Source organism: Filimonas lacunae, assembly GCF_002355595.1.
Classification (GTDB): domain Bacteria; phylum Bacteroidota; class Bacteroidia; order Chitinophagales; family Chitinophagaceae; genus Filimonas; species Filimonas lacunae.
This window is the reverse complement of record NZ_AP017422.1, coordinates 6162175-6181031: the sequence shown is the minus strand read 5'-3', so window position 1 is coordinate 6181031 and position 18857 is coordinate 6162175. Positions and strand designations below refer to the sequence as shown.

The 18857-nt window shown below is 42.9% G+C and carries 15 protein-coding genes; 14 read left to right on the top strand and 1 reads right to left on the bottom strand.

What is annotated here, in order from left to right:
* Positions 1-15: 15 nt before the first annotated feature.
* The 11 genes from FLA_RS24175 to FLA_RS24125 all read left to right on the top strand — a co-directional run bounded on the left by FLA_RS24175 (position 16) and on the right by FLA_RS24125 (position 11663).
* Positions 16-516 (top strand): NADH-quinone oxidoreductase subunit NuoE family protein, encoded by a 501-nt coding sequence (locus tag FLA_RS24175; RefSeq protein WP_197705824.1) that lies wholly within the window; start codon positions 16-18, stop codon positions 514-516.
* Positions 517-544: 28 nt separating this feature from the next.
* Positions 545-1897: an NADH-quinone oxidoreductase subunit NuoF gene (gene nuoF / locus FLA_RS24170; RefSeq protein WP_076375177.1), complete on the top strand. Its 1353-nt coding sequence runs from the start codon at positions 545-547 to the stop codon at positions 1895-1897.
* A 44-nt stretch (positions 1898-1941) separates the two neighbouring features.
* A complete protein-coding gene (locus FLA_RS24165; RefSeq protein WP_076375175.1) occupies positions 1942-3039 on the top strand; it encodes a 2Fe-2S iron-sulfur cluster-binding protein in 1098 nt (365 codons plus the stop codon).
* 10 nt (positions 3040-3049) lie between these two features.
* On the top strand, positions 3050-4093 hold the full coding sequence (gene nuoH / locus FLA_RS24160) for an NADH-quinone oxidoreductase subunit NuoH (protein ID WP_076375173.1): 1044 nt from the start codon (positions 3050-3052) through the stop codon (positions 4091-4093).
* 8 nt (positions 4094-4101) lie between these two features.
* Positions 4102-4644, top strand: coding sequence for an NADH-quinone oxidoreductase subunit NuoI (gene nuoI, locus FLA_RS24155; RefSeq protein WP_076375171.1), 543 nt, complete (start codon positions 4102-4104; stop codon positions 4642-4644).
* An 8-nt stretch (positions 4645-4652) separates the two neighbouring features.
* Complete coding sequence (locus tag FLA_RS24150) at positions 4653-5156, top strand: NADH-quinone oxidoreductase subunit J family protein (protein ID WP_076375169.1); 504 nt, start codon at positions 4653-4655, stop codon at positions 5154-5156.
* Positions 5157-5165: 9 nt separating this feature from the next.
* Positions 5166-5501, top strand: coding sequence for an NADH-quinone oxidoreductase subunit NuoK (gene nuoK, locus FLA_RS24145; RefSeq protein ID WP_076375167.1), 336 nt, complete (start codon positions 5166-5168; stop codon positions 5499-5501).
* A 3-nt stretch (positions 5502-5504) separates the two neighbouring features.
* On the top strand, positions 5505-7430 hold the full coding sequence (nuoL, locus tag FLA_RS24140; RefSeq protein WP_076375165.1) for an NADH-quinone oxidoreductase subunit L: 1926 nt from the start codon (positions 5505-5507) through the stop codon (positions 7428-7430).
* Positions 7431-8855 carry a complex I subunit 4 family protein gene (locus FLA_RS24135; protein WP_076375163.1) on the top strand — a complete coding sequence of 475 codons (1425 nt, stop codon included), beginning with the start codon at positions 7431-7433 and terminating at the stop codon, positions 8853-8855.
* Positions 8856-8897: 42 nt separating this feature from the next.
* Entirely contained in the window at positions 8898-10289 is a 1392-nt protein-coding gene (locus tag FLA_RS24130) for an NADH-quinone oxidoreductase subunit N (RefSeq protein WP_076375161.1), read from the top strand.
* A 105-nt stretch (positions 10290-10394) separates the two neighbouring features.
* On the top strand, positions 10395-11663 hold the full coding sequence (locus FLA_RS24125) for an ABC transporter permease (RefSeq protein WP_076375159.1): 1269 nt from the start codon (positions 10395-10397) through the stop codon (positions 11661-11663).
* Positions 11664-11695: 32 nt separating this feature from the next.
* On the opposite strand, the gene FLA_RS24120 is transcribed toward FLA_RS24125, so the two are convergent.
* Positions 11696-12703: a LacI family DNA-binding transcriptional regulator gene (locus FLA_RS24120; protein ID WP_076375157.1), complete on the bottom strand. Its 1008-nt coding sequence runs from the start codon at positions 12701-12703 to the stop codon at positions 11696-11698.
* Positions 12704-12856: 153 nt separating this feature from the next.
* Between FLA_RS24120 and FLA_RS24115 the strand changes: the two genes are divergently transcribed.
* The 3 genes from FLA_RS24115 (at position 12857) to FLA_RS24105 (ending at position 18580) form a co-directional block, all read left to right on the top strand.
* On the top strand, positions 12857-13738 hold the full coding sequence (locus tag FLA_RS24115) for an inositol oxygenase family protein (RefSeq protein WP_076375155.1): 882 nt from the start codon (positions 12857-12859) through the stop codon (positions 13736-13738).
* Positions 13739-13840: 102 nt separating this feature from the next.
* A complete protein-coding gene (locus FLA_RS24110) occupies positions 13841-16876 on the top strand; it encodes a SusC/RagA family TonB-linked outer membrane protein (RefSeq protein ID WP_076375153.1) in 3036 nt (1011 codons plus the stop codon).
* Positions 16877-16903: 27 nt separating this feature from the next.
* On the top strand, positions 16904-18580 hold the full coding sequence (locus FLA_RS24105) for a RagB/SusD family nutrient uptake outer membrane protein (RefSeq protein WP_076375151.1): 1677 nt from the start codon (positions 16904-16906) through the stop codon (positions 18578-18580).
* Positions 18581-18857: the final 277 nt, after the last annotated feature.

Genomic DNA, 18857 nt, shown 5'->3' with positions numbered 1-18857 from the left:
TGAATGAATCAACATATGATACGGTTTTCAGAAGATAAAATGGTGAAGGTGCAGGAGATCATTGCACGTTATCCGGAAGGGAAGCAGAAGAGTGCATTATTGCCTTTACTGCACCTGGCGCAGGACACTTTTGGCGGCTGGCTGGATGTGCCTGTGATGGATTACGTTGCTGAATTATTGCAGATAGACCCTATTGAAGTATATGAGGTAGCTACGTTCTACAGCATGTACAACCTGAAACCTGTTGGTAAGTATATGTTCGAAGTATGCCAAACGGGCCCTTGTATGCTCAATGGTGCCGATAATATTGTGGCCTACATTACCGAAAAGCTGGGCATTAAGTCGGGTGAAACCACGGCAGATGGCCTGTTCACTTTAAAAACGGTAGAATGCCTGGGTGCTTGCGGATATGCTCCGATGATGCAGCTGGGTAAACATTACCGCGAGCATTTGACCAAAGAGAAAGTAGATGCTATTATAGAAGAGTGCAGAAATAATGCTGCCAAGAATAATTAACAGATTGTAGACTTTTTGACTTTATTATATGGGCGTAAAACTATTACTCGAAAAAGCACATGTAGAAGGCATCCGCACCTTTGAAGTATACCGCCGCGAAGGTGGTTACCGCGGGGTGGAGAAGGTGTTTAAAACAATGAGTCCTGATGCGGTGGTGGAAGAGGTAAAAAAGAGTGGTCTTCGTGGCCGCGGTGGTGCCGGTTTCCCTGCTGGCATGAAATGGAGTTTTATTGCCAAGCCAGAGGGCGTTCCACGTCACCTGGTTTGTAATGCGGATGAGAGTGAGCCGGGCACTTTTAAAGACAGGTACCTGATGGAAAACTTACCTCACCTGTTAATTGAAGGTTTGATCATCAGCTCATTTGCTTTGGGCAGTAATGCTACTTATATCTACATCCGCGGTGAGTATGCCTGGATTCCGGATATATTGGAACATGCTATTGCAGAAGCAAAGGCGAATGGCTTTTTAGGAAAGAATATATTAGGATCGGGCTTTGACCTGGAAATATATGTGCAACGTGGCGCCGGTGCTTATATCTGTGGCGAGGAAACTGCCCTGATTGAAAGCCTGGAAGGCAAGCGTGGCAACCCGCGTATTAAACCACCATTCCCGGCCATTAAAGGTGTATGGGAAAGACCAACGGTGGTAAACAACGTAGAAACTTTAGCTGCTGTAGTGCCTATCATTAACATGGGAGGCGATGAGTATGCTAAAATTGGTGTAGGTAAGTCTACCGGCACCAAGTTGATTTCTGCCTGTGGCAACATTAACAAGCCAGGGGTGTACGAAATAGATATGACCATTTCGGTAGAAGACTTTATTTACTCTGATGAATACTGTGGTGGTATAGCCAATGGCAAACGCCTGAAAGCCTGTATTCCCGGTGGTTCTTCTGTGCCTATTTTACCTGCCAACCTGCTGTTTAAAACAGCAAAAGGCGAAACCCGTTATATGAACTATGAAAGTTTAAGTGATGGTGGTTTTGCTACCGGCAGTATGATGGGCTCAGGTGGTTTTATTGTATTGGATGAAGATCAGAGCGTAGTACGCAATACGTATACACTGGCCCGTTTTTACCGTCACGAAAGCTGCGGACAATGTAGCCCGTGCCGGGAAGGTACCGGCTGGATGGAAAAGCTGTTGAAGCGTTTACTGGAAGGAAAAGGTAAGATCAGCGATATAGATCTGTTGTGGGACATTCAGCGCAAAATTGAAGGCAATACCATTTGCCCGCTGGGTGACGCTGCTGCATGGCCTGTAGCTGCTGCCATCCGCCATTTCCGTGATGAATTTGAATGGTATGTGAACAATCCGGTAGAAAGCCAGACGCGCAACTACGGATTGGCTCATTATGCAGATGAACGTGAGGTGATTGCCTAGTCCTGTTTTATGAATTTTTATTGTTGACTTTTAGTTTGATAAACATGTCAGAACAACAACCATTGTTTAAGGTAACGATAGACAACATCACTATTGAAGTGGCTCCAGGAACCAGTATTCTGGAAGCTGCCCGTAAAATAGGAGGTGATGTGGCTCCGCCGGCTATGTGTTTTTACAGCAAGCTGAAGGGTAGCGGTGGTAAATGCCGAACCTGCCTGGTAGAGGTGAGCAAGGGGAGTGAAAAAGATCCGCGCCCGATGCCTAAGCTGGTGGCCAGTTGCCGTACTACTGTTATGGATGGCATGGAGGTAAAGAATATTACCAGCGAGCGCGTGATTGATGCACGTGCAGGTGTGGTTGAATTTTTGTTATTGAATCACCCGCTGGATTGTCCTATCTGTGATCAGGCCGGTGAGTGTCATTTACAGGACTTAAGCTACGAGCATGGTAAAGTAGGTACCCGTTACGAGTTTCAGCGTCGCACGTTTAAAAAACATGATCTGGGACCGTACATTCAATTGCATATGACACGTTGTATTATGTGTTTCCGTTGCGTGTTTACTGCGGATCAACTTACTGAAAAACGTGCGCATGGTGTGTTGGACAGGGGAGATCATGCCGAGATTGCTACTTATATTGAGAAGAGCCTGGATAACGATTTTATAGGAAACGTTATTGACGTATGCCCTGTGGGAGCGTTGACCGATAAAACCTTCCGTTTCAAAAACCGCGTATGGTTTTTAAAACCGGTAGATGCACATTGCAGCTGTAGCAAGTGTAGCGGTAAGGTTACCCTGTGGTATAGAGGTGATGAGGTGTTTCGTGTAACTGCGCGCAAAGATGAGTGGGGTGAAGTGGAAGACTGGATTTGCAACGAGTGCCGTTTTGAGAAGAAGAAAACAAGCGACTGGACTATTGAAGGTCCACGTGAAATAAGCCGCCATTCTGTTATTTCGCAAGGGCATTATGTAGGAATAGAGAAGCCGAAAGAAACATTTGAAGCGGTTATGGATGGCCGTAAGCCACGTTTGTTTATGGACATTCATAGTGTAAGTGAGGTAAACAGGCCTGAGATTGATTTAAGCCTGATTGAAGGACCTGCACATTCAGATGATTTTGACCGAGTAACTAAAAAAGATTAACCACATTCCGATGAACTTACTTGTTTTTGACTGGGCTTTACTAATAGAAAAACTGGTATTGATTGCCATAATCATCAGCATTTCACTGGTGGTGGCCATGTATGCTACTTACGGCGAGCGTAAGGTGGCTGCCTGGATGCAAGACAGGGTTGGACCTAACAGGGCCGGTCCGTTTGGTTTGCTGCAGCCGTTGGCAGATGGTTTGAAATTGTTTTTTAAAGAAGAGATCATTCCTAATAGCTCTAATAAGTTTTTATTTATCCTGGGTCCTTCGCTGGCCATGTTAACAGCTATGATGACTTGTGCTGTTGTGCCCTGGGGTAGCCAGATAAAAATTGCCGGTCGTGCTATTGACCTGCAGGTAGCTGATATTAATATCGGTATCCTGTATGTGTTTGGTGTGGTAAGCATGGGTGTGTATGGTATTATGATCGGTGGCTGGGCCAGTAACAACAAGTTTTCTCTGATGGCTGCCCTGCGTGGCGCCAGCCAGGTGATTAGCTATGAACTGGCTATGGGTATTTCTTTAATTGCCCTGTTAATGATTACCGGCTCACTGAGTTTAAAAACAATTGCTGAGCAACAGATCAATGGTCATTGGTGGAATATTGTATATCAACCGGTAGGTTTCCTTATCTTCTTCGTGTGTGCGCTGGCAGAATGTAACCGTGCACCTTTTGACTTATCAGAAGCAGAAAGTGAATTGAACATGGGTTATCACCAGGAATACTCTTCTATGAAGCTGGGCTTTTTCCTGTTTGCAGAATATATTAACATGTTCATCAGTAGTGTAATTATGGCCACTTTATTCTTTGGTGGTTATGATATACCGTTTGTGAATGAAAGTAAATTTGATCCACAACTGATGGCAGTGTTAGGTGTGGTATCCTTAATGGCTAAAACACTGATATTTATTTTCGTGTTTATGTGGATCAGGTGGACATTGCCCCGTTTCCGTTACGACCAGTTGATGAACCTGGGCTGGAAAGGGTTAATTCCTTTGGCATTAGTGAATATGTTGGTTACTGCTGTTGTTGTATTGTCAAGACAATAAAATTAATTATGCAACTGTTAACGCAAAGATCGAAACCCGTATCCCGCAAGCCGATGAACTTGCTGGAGAAGATATATCTTCCGGCTATATTAAAAGGTATGACTATCACTTTTAGTCATATGTTTCATAAAAAGCCCACTATTCGTTATCCCGAAGAAACCAGGGAATTCAGCCCGGTGTTCAGAGGTTTGCATGTATTGAACAGGGATGAAGAAGGACGTGAAAACTGTACCGCGTGTGGTTTATGCGCTGTAGCCTGCCCTGCTGAAGCCATTACTATGGAAGCAGCGGAAAGAAAAGAAGGCGAAGAGCATTTATACAGGGAAGAGAAATATGCAGCCCGTTATGAAATTAACATGTTACGTTGCATATTCTGTGGATTGTGTGAAGATGCTTGTCCCAAAGATGCCATTTACCTGAGCGAAACAGTTGCTCCTGCCAGTTTTGCCCGGAAGGAACTGATTTACGGTAAGAAAGACTTATTGATTCCAAACCCTGTAACAGAGCCGGAAGCGTATGCACAGGCTAAGGGACAAAAACAAATTAAATAGTAGCATTAATGGGTATCATTCAATTTCTTTTCTGGTTTTTAAGTGCGATAGCATTAACAGGCGCTATTATGGTGCTGGCCAGTAAAAACCCTGTACACAGTGTATTGTGGCTGATTGTTGTATTCTTTGCTATTTCAGGACATTATGTGTTGTTGAATGCTCAGTTTCTGGCCATTGTAAACCTGATTGTGTATGCCGGGGCCATCATGGTATTGTTCTTATTTGTGATCATGCTAATGAACCTGAGTGTGGTAATTGAAACACGCAAGAACCTGTGGATGAAGTTTGCAGGAATTGTGTCGGGAGGCATTCTGTTTCTGATTATGATATCGGTAGTGCGTTCTTCTGCTGATATGGTTAACCGCACTGCTCAATTGAAAGAGGGCAATATTGGCCTGATTCAAACCCTGGGCAAGGTGTTGTTTACAGAGTATGTAGTGCCTTTTGAAATAAGCAGCGTATTGTTTTTAAGCGCCATGGTGGGTGCTGTTGTAATAGGTAAAAAAGATTAATTCATAGATATGCCAATTCAATATTATATCACATTAGCCGCCTGCCTGTTTTGCATAGGAATAGTAGGTGTGCTGGTAAGAAGAAATGCCATTATCATTTTCATGTGTATTGAGTTAATGCTGAATGCGGTGAATCTTTTGCTGGTGGCTTTTTCCAAAATGTATCATGGTGCTGCATTTGCGCACGATGCTACCAGTACAACAGGTATAGACGGACAGTTGTTTGTATTTTTTATAATGGTGGTGGCAGCAGCAGAGGTAAGTGTGGGGCTTGCTGTTATAGTTATGATGTACCGTAATGTACATTCTGTGGATGTGAACTTTTTGAACCGGTTAAAAAATTAGATAGTGACCAACTTAGTATTTTTAGTACCATTGTTTCCGCTGCTGGGTTTTTTAATTAACGGCCTTTTCAGAAAGCAGTTAAGCAAGCCAGCCATAGGTGTTATCGGTTGCGGAGCTTTGCTGGCATCTTTTGTAGTATCGGTTATGTTGTTTGCCAACCAGCTGCATGCGCCTAAACTGGCTTCCGGCACTTATCCTTCTACTTCTGTATTGTTTAGCTTCATTAATATCAGCAGCTTTAAAATTCAGTTTGCCTTCCTGGTAGACGCTTTGTCAAGCTTGTTCCTGTTAATTATTACAGGTATTGGTTTCCTCATCCATGTGTATTCTACTTCTTATATGCACGATGAGCCTACCGAACATTATGGCAGATATTTCGCTTACCTGAATTTATTCGTGTTTTCTATGTTGTTGCTGGTGTTAGGTGGCAACTATGTGATCATGTTTATTGGATGGGAAGGGGTAGGTCTGTGTTCTTACCTGTTAATCGGCTTCTGGTTTAAGAATAATAACTACAGCAATGCTGCCAAGAAAGCGTTTGTAATGAACCGTATTGGTGACTTAGGCTTTTTGCTGGCGGTGTTCTGGTTACTGGCTAAGGTGGGCACTGTGGAATACAGTGAGGTGTTTACCCGCGTAAGCCAGTTAAGTAAAGTGGATATTGGCGCTATTACGCTGCTACTGTTTGTAGGTGCAGCAGGTAAAAGTGCACAGATACCTTTATATACCTGGTTGCCTGATGCAATGGCAGGCCCAACCCCGGTATCTGCGTTAATACACGCTGCTACCATGGTTACCGCAGGTATTTATATGATTGCGCGTAGCAACGTGCTGTATTCGCTGGCTCCCTGCACACAACACATTGTGGCTATTATAGGGCTGGCTACTGCTTTGTTTGCAGCGACGATTGCCATTAAGCAAAACGATATTAAAAAAGTACTGGCTTATTCTACGGTGAGCCAACTGGGGTATATGTTTTTAGGTTTGGGCGTAGGTGCTTATACCGGTGCCGTGTTTCACGTAATGACGCACGCTTTCTTTAAAGCGCTGTTGTTCCTGGGGGCTGGTTCTGTTATTCATGCTATGCACCACGAGCAGGACATTCGTAAAATGGGTGGACTGAGAAAAAAGTTGCGTGTAACACATTTTACCTTTTTGATGGGGTGTCTGGCCATTTCCGGTATACCTCCTTTCAGTGGTTTCTTTTCTAAAGATGAGATATTAGCTGCGGCTTATGCACATAGCCCTATCTACTGGGGTATTGGTGTAGTTACTGCCGGGTTAACTGCTTTTTATATGTTCCGTTTGTATGCCACTACCTTTTTGGGCACTTTCCGTGGTACACATGACCAGGAGCATCATTTGCACGAATCGCCTAAAGCCATGACCATTCCTTTAATTATACTGGCTATACTCAGTGTAATAGGTGGTGCTGTGGGAGTTCCTGAAATTTTATGGGGAGATCATCACCTGCATTCCTTCTTATCGGGTTCTATTACCACAGAACAGGCACATCATATAGAACATAGCACAGAGTATTTATTGATGGGCGTTTCTGTAGCTATTGCTGCACTGGCTATTTTATTTGCCGTGAACCGCTTTAGCAAAAAGCCGGAGCTGGAAGAGGCTACTGGTTTAGGCAAGGTGCTGCAAAACAAATGGTATGTAGATGAAATATACGATGCCGTAATAGTAAACCCTTTACTGAAACTGGCGGATGTATTGAAGAATATTATTGAAAAATCCGGCATTGACGGTATTGTTAACGGTGTGGGCAGGTTTGTTCACTATGCTTCCCGCCAGCTTCGCTTGTTACAGAGCGGTTTGGTAGGCAGCTACATACTGGTGATTGTATTGTCGATTGTTGTATTGTTCTTAGTGTTCTGGAATCAAACTATTATTTTACAATTCGTGCAGAAAATATTTTAAATGATCCCTGTTTTATTAATATTGATACCTGCCGTTGCCGGTTTGCTTAGCTTTTTTATTCCTAATGGAAAAGGGGCTAAAGCCTGGGCTTTCATTGCTTCATTAGCCACTTTAGTGGTTGCTATTGGTGGCATATGCACACACCGTGTAACTGAAACCACTGTTGATGCATCCTGGTTACCAGAATTAGGCAGCCGTTTTGCCTTATCAATGGATGGGATGGCTAAAATGCTTTGTGCATTAACAGCTGTAGCGTTTCCATTAGTGTTTGGGGCTACTTATAAGAACGAGTATGCAAAACCGGGTAGCTTTTACGGCCTGATGCTGTTATTGCAAACAGGTTTAATGGGCGTGTTCCTGGCTTCTGATGCCTTGCTTTTTTACTTCTTCTGGGAATTTGCTTTAATACCTGCTTACTTCCTGTGTTCGCAGTGGGGTGGTGAAAAGCGTATTGCTGTTACGTTTAAATTCTTTGTATACACGTTTGTGGGTTCTCTGTTAATGCTGGTAGGTATTATTTACCTGCATAGTAAAACAGAAGATCAGTCATTTGCTTTACAGGCGTTTTATCATGTAAAACTTTCTCTGAAAGAACAGGTTTGGTTGTTCTGGGCCTTCTTTATAGCATTTGCTATTAAGATGCCGATATTTCCTTTCCATACCTGGCAGCCGGATACTTACGAACAATCACCTACTGCAGTTACTATGATACTAAGTGGTGTGATGGTGAAAATGGGCTTATATGCAGTAATTCGCTGGGTATTGCCTGTGTTTCCGGATGCGGTGGCTAAGTTTGATCACCTGGTAATTGTGTTTTGTGTAATAGGCATTTTATATGCTTCACTGATAGCCATTCGGCAGGATGATATTAAGCGCTTAATTGCGTATTCCTCTATCGGGCACATCGGTTTAATGGCTGCTGCCATTTTCGCACACCAGCAGGTAGGTTTGCAGGGTGTGATGGTGCAGATGTTTAACCACGGCATTAACGTAATTGGTTTGTGGATTGTGGCCGATGCGGTAGAGCAGCAACTGGGCACACGCAAATTCAGCCAGTTGGGCGGGTTGGCGCAAAAAGCGCCTGGATTGGCTATTCTGCTGGTGGTAATGGCTTTTGCCAATATTGCACTGCCACTAACCAATGCTTTTGTGGGCGAGTTTATGATGTTTAACGGTTTGTTCCGTTACAATATATGGTTAGCTGCTGTTGCGGGAATCAGTATTATACTGGCTGCGGTGTATACCCTGGGTATGGTGCAGAAAGTATTTTACGGTGAACTGGCACCTGCTGCTGCAAATGCAACAGATAGTAACATCTCTGTAAAACTGGTGCTGGCATTACTGGCTATAGGTATTATTGTGCTGGGTGTTTACCCGCAACCTGTGATACAGTTAACCAATGATACGGTTCAGGCTGTATTTTAAACACACATTCATTTGATTTAAAAGCTTATTGCACAGAATAATATGAACGCGATTATACTTTCGGCTATATGGGGTGTTGTAATGATGCTCAGCAGTGTTCTTTTTAAAAACAAAGGCGCTCACAAGTTTATTGCAGGGTTAGGACTGCTGGTGTTGCTGGCTGCCAACGTGTGCGATACTTATGGCGATGCTTTCTTTAAAATAAACACACATAATATGCTAAGCTTTTCAAGGTTTGGCCTGTTCTTTAACTCTATTGCTATTGCAGCTACTTTTATCTATTTGCTGTTAAGTGGTAAAGAGATTGAGAAAACCGGCGCCTATGTAGCAGAGCATTTTACGCTGATATTTTTTGTGCTGTGCGGGGTGTGTATACTCACCTCTTTTAATACCCTGCTGATGCTGTTTTTGGGTATTGAAATTTTATCTATTCCGTTGTACATTTTAACGGGTAGCGATAAACGCAACCTGAAAAGCAATGAAGCGGCACTGAAATACTTTTTAATGGGTTCGTTCTCTACGGGCTTGCTGTTAATGGGTATTGCATTGGTATATGGCGGCACAGGTACTTTTATGCTGGAAGTGCCCCGTAGCTCCATTATGGGTGGCTACCGCGGTGTATCCTTTCTGGAAGTGACCGGTTTACTGTTTTTACTGGTGGCCATGTGCTTTAAAGTATCCGCTGCCCCTTTCCATTTCTGGACTCCCGATGTGTATGATGGCGCTCCTTCTGTATTCACTTCTTTCATGGCTACTATTGTAAAGGCAGCTGCTTTTGTTGCTTTTATTAAGTTGTTTGAAGCTCGTGTGGCAGATACCTCTAATGCTATTGACTGGAAAATGTTGTTAAGCATTATTATCATAGCTACTTTGCTTATTGGTAACATAACAGCTGTGTTCCAGCAGAGCGTAAAGCGTATGCTGGCTTATTCCAGCATTGCACAGGCAGGCTTTATGCTGTTTGCTGTGTTTAGTTTAAACGACCTGGCTAAAGAAGGCATCCTGATTTATTCAGCTGCTTATAGTCTGGCTACTATTGGCATATTTGCGGTACTGATTAAAATGAAGGATGTAACGTTTGAAGGCTTTAACGGCCTGGCTAAAACCAATCCTTTACTGGCAGCCGCTACTACTATATTCCTGTTGTCTCTGGCAGGTATTCCTTTAACGGCAGGCTTTTTTGCCAAATACTACATGCTGGCATCTGTTATTAAAACAGGAAGCTACACCTGGATGGTGGTGGCTGGGGTATTATTTGCAGCAGTAAGTGCTTATTACTATTTCCGTGTAATACAGGCGATGTATTTTAAGGAAGGAGAGGCACATACCGAAGAGGTTTCCGGTTCATTTAAAGTAATTCTGGTGGCGTTAGCCGGCCTCGTTATTTTATTTGGGGTGCAGCCACAGGCCTTGCTTAACTGGTTTTACTTTTAAACCACTCAACACCTTTATAGGGCCACTTATCTGTTTTTTCGTGCAAAAAGGGCCGGTGCAGTGTATCTTTATTACCAAGGGGAAACTAATATCCTTGTGTAGCGTATGACGCTTTCTGATTCTTTTGCACTGGCTTTTCGTACGGTTCGCAGCAATAGGCTGAGAACCGGTATTACCGTTGCTATTATTGCTTTTGGTATCATGGCGTTAATAGGTATTATTACCGCTATTGATGCTATGAATGGCAGCTTGCGGGAGAGCTTTTCTACCATGGGTGCCAATGGCTTTACCATTGCCTTTAAAGAACGTATCCGTTTTGGCAATAATAATCAATCGGTTAAGTTGAAGAAGGGCGGACGGCGGCAAAAAAAATCTAACCTGGATAAGCCCATCAGTCTCGCTGATGCAGAATCTTTCAAACAAAATTTCCATTACCCGGGCCTTGTAAGCATTTCGTTGGCTGGCCGTGGAAGTAATGAAGTACACTACAAAGACATCAAAACCAACCCCAATGTGCGCCTTACCGGGGGGGATGAAAACTACCTGGCCGTAAATGGTTTTACGGTAGGCTCTGGCCGCAATTTTACTCCACTGGATGTGTATACCGGCCACAACGTTTGCCTGCTGGGGATAGATGTAGCAAACAAACTGTTTAACAATAAGCCCGAAAAGGCGGTAGATAAAGTAATTAAGGTAGGAGCTTATCCGTACCGGGTTATTGGTGTGTTGAAAAGCAAGGGAACCAGCGCTATGATGCGTTCGGATAACGTGGTGATTACCACCTATAATAACGTGCGCCGGGTGGGTAGTAATGCTTCTTCATACGTAGTAGGTGTGCTCATGAATGATGTACGTCTGGTGGATGGAGGGGTGAATGAAGCTACAGGTACTTTTCGTGCTATCCGTAAACTGCATCCTACCGAGGATGACAATTTCGTAATTGAGAAAAGTGATAAACTGGCCGAAAAGTTTATCAGCTTATTAAGCAGCATACAAGGTGCAGCCGCCGCTATTGGATTGATTACATTAATTGGTGCTGCTATTGGCCTGATGAATATTATGCTGGTAGCGGTGAGTGAGCGTACACGTGAAGTAGGGCTTATTAAAGCTATTGGAGGTAAACGTAAAAACATACGTCAGCAATTTTTATTTGAATCTACTATTATAAGCCTGCTGGGTGCTTTCTTTGGTATTGTGCTGGGCGTGCTGGTGGGTAATGGGTTTGCCCTATTCCTGGGAACTGGTTTTGTGGTACCCTGGGCCTGGGTGATTATAGGCATTGTTATTTGTACACTGGTGGGGCTGGGCGCAGGTATATGGCCTGCTGTAAAAGCTTCCCGGTTAAACCCCATCAACGCCTTGCGGTACGAATAACGTGGGCTGGCCGGCATATGGTAATGTGTTTACTACAAAGTAGACGCCCTTATGGTAAGGGAAGAAGGTATTACAATGCTTTCATTGTCCAGCTTGCTGTTTTTCTTACCCAGGCATTTTAATAAAATCTCCGCGGCTTTCTGTCCCATTTCAAAAGCGGGTTGTGTTACAGTGGTCAATGCTGGATTTAAGATAGGGGCGGTATATAAGTTGGAGAAGCTGAGCACTTTTACATCATCTGGTATAGATAAACCAAGCTCTTCACACGCCACATACACAGGCGTAGTGAGTTTTTCTACAGACGCCACTATGCCATCAGGTCGTTTCTTTCCTTTCAGTGTTTTTTTTATTAGCTGAAAATCAGCTTCGTCTTCATTGGTGCAATACAGAATATTGCTTTCTTCTACAGGCAAACCATTATCCGTTAAGGCTTTCTTATAACCTTCCATGCGGGTGTTGCTGATAGAAAGATCTTTTGAAATGCCCAGGTAGCAAAGCCTTTTACAGCCCTGTTGAATAAGGTGGCTGGTTGCCTGATAACTGCTTTCAAAATCGTTGGTAGTTACTTTGGTAGTGGCAATCTCTTCTATAATCCTGTCGAAGAAAACCACAGGGATACCGTTGTTCATTACATCCTGAATGTGTTTGCTTTGCGCAGTTTCACGCGATACTGAAATTAAGATGCCATCTACACGGCCATGTTGAAAATCGTCCAGCATGGCTTCTTCTTTGGCAAAGCTTTCGTGTGTAAGGTAGATGAGTACATGGTAGTCTTTGTCTGATGCCGCCGCTTCAATACCATTAATAGCCAGTGAAAAAAAACTGTCGGCAATAGCGGGTAACACCACGGCTATTGTTTTGCTGCGGCGTCTGCGTAAGCTGCTAGCGTATGGATTGGGTTTGTAGTTGAGTTTGCGGGCCAGTTCTAATACCCGCTGTTTGGTTTCGCTACTGATTTCGTGACTGTCTGTTAAAGCTTTGGAAATGGTTGACACAGACAGGTTTAATTCCCTTGCCAGCCCTTTGATGGTTATGGACATACTCAGTTTCTTACCTGCGAAAACTACAACAAAAACCCCACTCAACCGAAACCGTTTTCGTAAATAAATCAATTGCTCCCGCAGCGGGTGTTGTTAAAAAAGTGTCAAATTAGACTTACGATTTTGCTTTTACCACCTTAAAACGATTGCTATATGTCTCAACAAAACAACGTGCCCGTTATTAATCCGTTAGCCAGTTTAGATGAATGGGAAGAAGATGTGCTGAAAAGGTATCCTGATGTTGATGCTATTGCTGGCGACAAGGATACAAATGAGTACAGAAATTATGAAACTCCGGTACGTGATACGGTTCGTGAGTTTTATCGTTTAAACCACGAGTATCAGAGCTACGATTTTGTGCAGGAGAAACGAGCCCACTATCTACAGTTTAACAAGGCTAAAATGCCGATATGGGATGCCTTTGAGTTTTTAAACCAGCTGGTGGATGATTCAGACCCGGATACCGACCTGGATCAATTTCAACATTTGCTGCAAACCGCAGAAGCTATCCGTAGAGATGGTCACCCCGATTGGATGGTGATGGTAGGCCTGATGCACGACATGGGCAAAGTATTGTGCCTGTTTGGGGAACCACAGTGGGCGGTTGTTGGCGATACTTTCCCGGTAGGCTGCGCTTATTCTGATAAAATTGTATATCCTGAGTTTTTTTCGCTGAATAAAGATTTTTCTGATAGTCGTTACAATACACGCCTGGGTGTGTATGCCGAAGGATGTGGGTTACGCAATGTAACCATGTCGTGGGGGCACGATGAGTATGTTTACCAGATGATGAAGGATTATTTGCCAGAACCTGCTTTGTATATGCTGCGCTATCATTCTTTTTATGCCTGGCACCGCGAAGGTGAATACAGCTACCTGCTGGATGATCATGACCGTGAAATGCTGAAATGGGTGAAGCTTTTTAACCCTTACGATTTGTATTCTAAAAACCCTACACCGCCAGATTGGAAGCAGTTACAGCCTTATTATGAGGAGCTTGTAAAAAAATATTTGCCTGGTGACCTTAAATTTTAACATCTTTGCTTGTTAAATCATTGCTATTTCTCAAAAAAAGCAAGGGTGTTATTCTATAATTTTTTAGTCGTATAAACAACATACTCCATTTAAAGTTTGCTTATGAACGGTCTACGTTTACCTAAAGGCATGCATATCATGCTTTTATCGGCCTTCCTGTTGCTAAATCTGCTTGTTCAGGCACAAAATGTAACGATCAAAGGAAAGGTAATCGACGACAAGGGAAATCCTGTCAGTAGTGTTAGCATTAAAGTAAAAAGTACCAACGCCTCTAAAACTGGTGGGGCAGATGGTACTTTCAGTATCAGCGCTCCCAAGGGAGATGTGCTGATTTTTTCTTCTGTTGGCTATACCACCAAAGAAGTGGTGGTAGGAAATGAAAGTATTATAGATGTAACACTGGCTACCGACATTGCCCATTTAAACGATGTGGTGGTGATTGGTTATGGTAAGGCATCCAAAAAAACACTTTCCAGTGCTGTAACTACTGTAAAGCCGGAAGATTTAAACAAAGGTGTTATCAGTGATGTGGGCCAGTTGCTGCAAGGTAAAGTGCCTGGTTTAAACATCAGCTCCAGTGGCGATCCTAACAAGCCTGCTGCTGTAGTATTACGTGGTGCTTCTTCCATCAACAGTCCTAACGGTCCTTTTTATGTAATTGATGGAGTGCCTGGTGCAGATATTACCACTATTGCCCCTGATGACATTGCTTCTGTAGACGTGTTAAAAGATGCGGCTGCTACCGCCATTTATGGCAACAAAGCTGCCAGTGGTGTAATTATGGTTACCACTAAAAAGGGCAAGAAAGGTGCTGCGCAGACATCTTATAACGGTTCCATTGGACGCGAAACTGTTTCTGGTAAATTAAAGCTGATGGATGGCCCTGAATTGAAAGCCTATCTGGCTGCTAATGGCAGCACTTTATCCAGTGCAGATGACAAAGGAGCGAATACAGATTGGATGAAGGCTATTCAGCGCGATGGTGCTATGTCACAAAACCATAACCTTTCTGTGAGTGGTGGCGGTGAAAAAAGTACTTACAGCGCCAGCATCAACTATCTGAATAAAGAAGGTATTCTGCAAAAAAGTAAACTAAACCGTATCATCGGAAGAATAGGATTAGAGCATCTGGCTTTAAATGATAAGGCTAAGTTTACCTTAAATGTGTCTAATTCTATCAGCACTTCTAACTCTACGCCATTACAAAATAACGTGTTACAGCAGGCGGCTATCCATTTACCCACTTCTCCTGTGCGTAATGCAGATGGTTCTTACTTTGAAAACTTTAGTATCCTGGGCTATTTTAACCCCGTATCATTGATTGATCACGCCAAAGACGATACTAAAAACAACATATTGCTGGCTAGTTTCATTACTGAAATCAAGTTGCCTTTAGGTTTAACTTATAATGTAAACCTGAGTTATCAAAAAACTTCCACCCTGCATGGTGAGTATTATGACAGCTATTATTCCAATAATTACAAGTCCAGTAACTTTTACAGCGTCCCCGATCCTGCATTAACTTCTTCTCGTGCTGTACTGTCATTTGGTACTAATGGAACAGCTATAAGAAGCTCTTATGAAAACAGTACCAAAAACCTGGAAACGTTTTTAACCTGGGATAGGAAAATAGGCGCGCATTCGATCAATGCAGTAGTGGGCTACAGCTATCAGCAAAATTTAACCGGCGACGGTTTGCAGGCAAGTAATACCAACTTCAGATCAGACTATACGGGCTATCAGAACCTGGCATTAGGTTACTACCAGGGTGTATCTGGTTATTCTGTAAACTTTGGAACTGTGGTTCCCGGTGAAACAAAATTCATCTCCGACTTTGCCCGTTTAAACTATTCTTTCCAGGATAAATATTTGCTGCAGGCTTCTATCAGACGTGACGGTAGTTCTGTTTTCGGAACCAACAATCAGTGGGGATATTTTCCATCTGTGAGTTTGGCTTGGAGGATGAAGCAGGAGAACTTCCTGAAAGATGTGACTTTTATCAACGACCTGAAATTACGTGCAAGCTATGGTCAAACAGGTAATGCGTTAGGATTTGGTGCTTATACTGCTCAACGTATTTACACCTCTATAGATTACACTTATGATGCTGCCTGGGTAAATGCGATTGGTGTGGTACAGGCTGGTAACCCTAATTTGAAATGGGAAAAAACAGCTACCACTAACCTTGGTGTTGACTTCTCTTTATTCAACAACCTGATCAATGGTTCAATAGACGTATATGATAAGGTAACAACCGGCATGATATTCAAATACCAGGCAAGTTCTTCTATAGTACCAGGTGGAGCTGTATGGGGTAACGGTGGAAAAATGAGTAACAAGGGTATTGAGTTAAGCTTAAGTTCTACGCCAGTTAAAAACAAAAATTTTAGCTGGACTACTACTTTAAACCTGGCATCTAATAAAAACAGGGTTGTTTTTATGGATGGACCGGCTGAATATCATGTGAATGTGGATTCCGTGTATTATTCGCAAATAGATGCTTCCGGACAAACAGGTGCTACCCTGCAACTGTTAACAAAAGGTGCTCCTTTAGGCGAGTTCTTTACACTGAAATATGCGGGTAAAAATGCGAGTGGCACTTCCCAATTCGTGAAAAAAGATGGCACCATAGCTTCTGACAATACGGTAGCTACCAGGGCCAACTACAGAAGTGCCGGTAGTCCTCAGCCTAAACTACTGTTCGGTTTTACCAACACCTTCCGCTATAAAAACCTGGATGTGAATTTGTTTATCAGAGGTACATTAGGGCAGAAAATATTCAATGCTACAAGAGCTTCTTTATCTAACGTGTACACTGCTACTACCAACAACATCAGTGTTTATGCGAAAGATGATAAGTTGTCAGATGTCAACAACCTCTGGTTTTCGGACAGGTATGTTGAAAACGGTTCTTATGTAAGATTTGACAACCTGACAGTAGGCTACAACATCAAATTGCATAGCGATTACGTTCGTTCTATAAGAGTGTATTCTACGGTGAATAACCTGGCTGTGATCACCAGCTATAAAGGAGTTGACCCTGAAGTAAATATGGGTGGTGTATCGCCAGGGGTAGACTACAATAATTTCTACCCAAAAACCAGAACAATCATGTTGGGTGCAATGATTAATTTCTAAAAGTAAGTGAACGAAAATCTAAGTAAGATGAAAAATATAGTCATAAAGCTGCTGGGGGTAATCATGCTTGGAGGCATGTTGTCATCCTGCCATAAGTTGGATGTTACTCCTACCGGGCAATTACCGGAAGCCGTGTTTCCTCAAACCGAAGCACAATATCAATCTATCATCGGGCCTGTATATATTCAATTAAGAGCCGCCTATGCGCTGGATTATTTTTTTGTTCAAAGCGGTTCTACCGATGAGTCGATATTACCAGCTTATGGTTCTAACTGGTATGATGGTGGTAAATATATGGAGCTGCACAAGCATACCTGGACAAAGGATAATGCCTGGCTGAATTCAGTATATAGCTACGCAGCCAACCTGATAGGGATTTGTAATCAAACCATCTCTTTATTAGGAAGCGCTCCTGAAGGTAATATTAAGTCTGGCGGTATTGCACAGGTAAAAACTGTTCGTGCATTAGGATACTGGATGCTGTTAGATATGTTTGGCAATGTGCCGCTGGATACTACTTATGGTGTTACCACATTGCACACTAATGCTTCCCGTACAGAGGTATTTAATTTTGTAGAGAGTGAATTAAAAGCTGCTTTGCCCTATTTATCTTATGCCGCTGGTAATGCCATGTATGGTAAAGCTAACAGGTATGTGGCCTGGACATTGCTGGCAAAAATGTATCTGAATGCTAAAGTGTATACAGGCACAGAAAGAAACAATGATTGTATAGCAGCTTGCGACAGCGTTATCAACGCCGGAGGTGGTGCTTTATATTCTTTACAGCCAAGAAGCACGTACCTGGCACAGTTTGCGCCTACTAATGGCCCTTCCACCACGCCTGAGTTTATTTTTGCCATTCCTTTTGATCCTACCACATCTACAGGTTATTTGTTTTACGCACGGTATGATTTGAACAGGAACCTGGGATTGAAGTATAGATATGCAGGTTCAACAGTAGGTAACTGGACAGATCCTGTGATAGGGCAGGATGCGGGAAATGGTCTTATTAATAGTATGCCTAGCGGCCCACGCGCTACTTTACCTGAATTCTGGGCTTATTTTAATGATACTACTGACATCAGGAATCAGCAATGGTTATCGGGCTACCAGTACTGGAGCGATGGAAAACCTATTCTGATTAAAACTACCCGTGACAAGTACTTTAAAGGCTGGGCAGGTGATGCTACCCCTATCACTTACCAGTTGAGGATAGATCCGCAGATTAAAATGCGCAATGATGCCAATTTTGATGTGGGAGATGACGACAGTGGATGGAATGCCGGTGTAAGAAATATTAAATTCCTGGCTGATTATAATAATGTTACTAACCGTAACCAGAGCAATGATGCCCCTTTCTTTCGTTATTCGGATGTGCTGTTAATGAAAGCAGAGGCTATTTTAAGAGGAGGAACTGCTACTGGTGGACAAACTGCGCTATCCCTGGTAAATATGGTTAGGGCGCAACGTACAACTTCTGCGCCTTTAGGTTCGGGAGAGCTTACATTGGATTGGCTATATAAGGAAAGATGCCGTGAATTTGCGTGGGAATGCTGGCACCGGAATGATATGATCCGCTTTGATAAATTTGAAGATTCTTATGGCTTCAAAACCAATAAGGATACTTATCGCCGTATTTTCCCGATACCTACCAACCAGTTTGCTGTAAATGGGTTACTGGTTCAAAATACGGGGTATAACTAATTTTTGTAGCATTGTCATAAAAAGCGGCTGTTTAACAGCCGCTTTTTAATTAGATACCGGTCGCATTTTAACATATTCTAAAGCCACAAACGGCGCTGGTGGCGGATCTTTATCGCATCATGAGGAAGCTCTGCCATTAAAAAAGCCGTATTTAACCTAAAATAATTTAGTAACGCGTAATGTAAAGGGTGTCAGCAATAATTTGCGGCAGCGGCTGAAATCTTTTAAATTAGTGTTCCGGTAAATTAATTTATTGGTAATAGGTGATTTTGAAAAC